General features: G+C 41.6%; 3 protein-coding genes. All 3 read left to right on the top strand.

Annotated features, from left to right (window positions below; genetic code table 11):
* Positions 1 to 515, top strand: a 515-nt coding sequence (locus B3N33_RS03475) for a hypothetical protein (protein WP_292592185.1), incomplete at its 5' end; no start/stop codon positions are given.
* A gap of 355 nt (positions 516 to 870) precedes the next feature.
* Positions 871 to 2046: a helix-turn-helix domain-containing protein gene (locus B3N33_RS03470; RefSeq protein ID WP_292592184.1), complete on the top strand. Its 1176-nt coding sequence runs from the start codon at positions 871 to 873 to the stop codon at positions 2044 to 2046.
* Between the two features lie 234 nt (positions 2047 to 2280).
* Positions 2281 to 3957: a hypothetical protein gene (locus B3N33_RS03465; protein ID WP_292592183.1), complete on the top strand. Its 1677-nt coding sequence runs from the start codon at positions 2281 to 2283 to the stop codon at positions 3955 to 3957.
* The last annotated feature ends 54 nt before the right edge of the window (positions 3958 to 4011 follow it).

Below are 4011 nucleotides of genomic sequence, written 5' to 3'. Positions count from 1 at the left end.
TAATTGAAGGCTTGAAGAACGGGCTTTTCGGACTGGCCGTGGAAACTGATAGAGGTTTCAAACTCATGTATTTCAACGACAGGAAGAGCGCGCAGGAAACAACTGTTCCGGAACTCCAATTCTCCAGCGTGGAGCTGCTGCTTTCGCTTGCCAAGTGCAAAGAGCTGGCAGAGAGGGAACCCGGGACTATCTATCCAAATGATTCTGGTGATAAGAAAGTTGACATAGCGGTTAAGGATACTGGTGCCGGGACGTCTTTTGGTACTTCTCACACCACATCGGGAGGTACAACGGTTCTTCCTCATGGCAAGGGAGCTATCGAGAGCCTTCATCTATCATTCAAACTTCCAAAAGGCAAATCATCGGATGTTATGAGGATAGTCAATTACCTGCACGAAAAGTACCAGAATATTCAACTTACGATTTCGGCTTGCGAGGGTTCAATAACGCAGCAGGAATTCGACAACAAGATTCAGGAGGCCTTCGAACAGGCCGGAATAGAGATCAACGATTGATCGTTCGGTTTGTTTTAGTCCAACAGGCTCACTCAAATTCATAACTGATGGGAGGCCCTATGAAAACTGCATTTCCGGTAGACAAGTTTGATCTGAAGGGATTCATACAGAATACGCTAGAGTATTGCGAGCAGAATGTGAGCGAAGGAATCGAACCATCTTCGGCGATTGCTTGGTGTTTGAAACCGCAAGCCACTATCTGGGCTCCCAAGTCGCGCCACCGCCTTCTATAGATATCCAGGAGAACCTCGGATTTCTGCAAGAACCGATAGAAGGCTACATTTCGAGATTCATTCTTTGATGATATATTAAGGCGAGACATTTTCGTTTTGTATGGCTTCATTCGGAGGTGCATATGTTCTTTCCAGCAGTTTCTTTTGATTCTATCGACGAAAACACGCTGATATCGCTCAAAGACAACCAGGTATGTGAAGACCGCCGCTTGGATTACAAAGTCGATCTTTCCCTAAAAGGCAAGGACCAAAGGAAGGAATTTCTGGCAGATGTTTCGGCTTTTGCCAACACTATCGGTGGGAGAATCTTGATTGGTGTAGCAGAAGAAAAAGGTGTCATAACAGATATTCCGGGCATACCATGTGACGATCCAGATGCTCTTACACAGACAATGGACAATCTTATTGATAATAGCATTGCTCCACGCATTAGGAAGAAAATCAAGGCAATTCAACTTCAGAACGGACACTTCGTATTCGTGATCGAAATACCACAAAGCTTTTATGGACCACATATGGTTACTCTTGGTGGTTCCTCCCGCTTCCATTATCGAACCAATTCTGGAAAATTTCAGATGGACGTCTATCAAATACGGGAAGCTTTCACGGCGTCTACTACTCTGGACGAGCGAATACGTAACTTTAGACTTGATCGTCTCGCGAAAATCGAAAGCGGTGACGGACCAATATCCATCGCACCAAAGCCGCATGTTGTGCTTCACATTATTCCTGCAGAGAGTATGGGTTCAGTATCGACAGACTATGTTGGTGGATTTGGGGATCACGGTATTCGCAATGAGCTTTTTAATAGTCTTGGTTCATTGTACGAATATGCAAAGTACAATTTCGAAGGTTATGTGGTTTTCTCAAAATCCAAGATTGAGACCACTTATGTCCAGCTTTTTAGTAATGGTTGTATAGAACTTCTGGATACTCGGCCGTTCTCCAATGATCACAATGATTTCCCGAAAATACGAATCAAAGCTCTTGAACACTTTTCTATCGAAGCAACAAAAATCTTAATACAGTTGCAGGATAGATTGGGTTGCGGTTATCCAAGAATCATATATCTGTCTGTTATAGGAGTAAAGGGATACAGGATTTATCAAAGTAATCTTCTATCTAGAGAAGATCCTATAGATAGAGATTTGCTCTTAATTCCCGGAGTACGAATCGATGAAACAGCTGAAGAAATAACGATCGCCATGAAGCCCATTTTCGATGGTATCTGGCGTGCTGGAGGATACTGCAGAAGCCTTAACTACGATAAGGAGGGCAAGAGAAAACAATCTGGCTAATCCTGGAATCATTCCCGCTTTCTCAAAGAGCTATGCTGAGACATTTCGAGAGATCTCTAAGAGTACTAATCAGCGTGAAATAGGCTCGAGAAAGCTCTTGTTAACATCAGATCGGGGATGTGTTCGGAGCAATGGAATCGAAAGTTTGTGTTTAGTATTCGGTGTACTTAGGGCTTAATGGAAAGGCTTGAAATTGTAAAGTAACTTCTCTGTTACACACCTGGAGGGTGAACTATGGAAGAAGCTTATCTGTTAGTGTTCTGGATCGAAATTGCTTTGTTCGTGTGCTTGTTTGTTGTTAGCCTTATTCCATGGAAACGAAAGAAGACGTACTTAATGTATCTATCGTTTCTTTTTGTCTTCGCCCTCTTTCAACCACTAACGGCAGCAAGGAGCGAGTTCGTTCTTATAGGGCATGATCTAGTATCCGATTCTATGATAGAAATGGCCGGGAATATTGTGTCTTCATTGACCGCATTGATTGCACTTGTACTTACAATATCGCTTGTTGCTATTCAGCATTCCGCTCAGTTCTACACACACCGGCTCATTGACACTTTCAGAAAACGAGGAGACACCTATTTTATACTGGCCGCTAGTGTTGGAGCACTAATCATGGGCTTTTTCGTTCCAGCAATGAGTAATGCATGGCAAAGATTCTATATTGCATCATCTATATATTTACTGTTGGTCCTCATTCCGTTCTTCATAAGAATAGTTGAATCTTTGTCCCTGGATAGCACAATAAGTGAAATTGTTTCGAGATCACGGAAACCTTCTGAGACAAAGGACTCTTTGCGGATTCTTTTTGACATAGCACATCGCTATATACAGAGCTCTGATCTCGATAGTCTAAGAAAAATACATGAAGGCATAGAAGAAGTAATAAGAATCGCAATTAAAGAGAGGAGATATCCTGACGAACTAAGAACGGAATTGATTTCCAATTTGTTTGGGGGGATTAAACGCCATACGAGACACATGCTTGAAAGAAACGATAGAGAAATGACACTTCTGGTCTGCAATCATCTAAAGACGCTTGGGAGTCTTGGGAGTATATCAGATAATAATCTGCTGCTAGATAACGTATATGATAGACTATCCGGAATGTCTAGAGATATTGAACTATATAAGAAATACCTTTCTGACAAACACTTCTACCTCAGAGACATTGCAGTAACTACTTCAGATATGATTGAGTTATTGATCTCCGATAAAGCCGAACTTTCTATTCTGAAGAAATGGGCAAAACTATTATCGAAGAAGTTGCCACCAATTGTAAAGAAGGAAAATGGTGCCTTCCTTTCGAGTATGTCCAAAATGGCTATTAGGTGCTTAGAAACTCTTTGCAATGTGGATAGAAGGTTAATTGAATGTGATGACAGAAGGTTCGGGTTCTGTGTTCAAGCTATTCACAAGTACTTTGCAGATGTTGGCAGCACGGCTAGAACTAGAATAATTGAACTCTTTAGGGGTTTGCTTGAATCAAGCTTGGATAAAGATAGTGGAACAAGTGGAATCAAGCTTCTCAAATCGCTAATCGAAAGCACGAAAAACCATCCGGACTACCTACAAATTGTGCTTGCCTCATACATAGTAATGTACAGCGAAAACTGTTCGGAAAGCAATTTGTCTGAAGTGCTGGTTCTGCACAGAAATTCTTTAGATAGCTGGGTAGGAGATAATGCTGATAAAAATTTGCTTAGGAACCATTTCGTGGAACTGAAAGAAAAACTTAAGTCCATGAGCGCGTTCGAATTCAGCCGAAAGGTGGAGCAATCGTTTCGTGAATTCAAAGTACTTTGTGAGGGCAAGAGACAAGACTACTACAAAAGACGACACTGGGACTTGTTGTGCAATGAGTTATCAGAACTGATAAGAGTAATTCACAGCCAAAATACGGAAGAGTAAAATAAATAGGAAAAAATAAATAGGGTCAGACTCCATTTTTCACTGCTATGTGAG

The organism is Mesotoga sp. UBA5825 (assembly GCF_002432955.1).
In the GTDB taxonomy this organism is placed as follows: Bacteria; Thermotogota; Thermotogae; order Petrotogales; family Kosmotogaceae; genus Mesotoga.
This window is presented reverse-complemented; position numbering and strand designations above follow the sequence as displayed.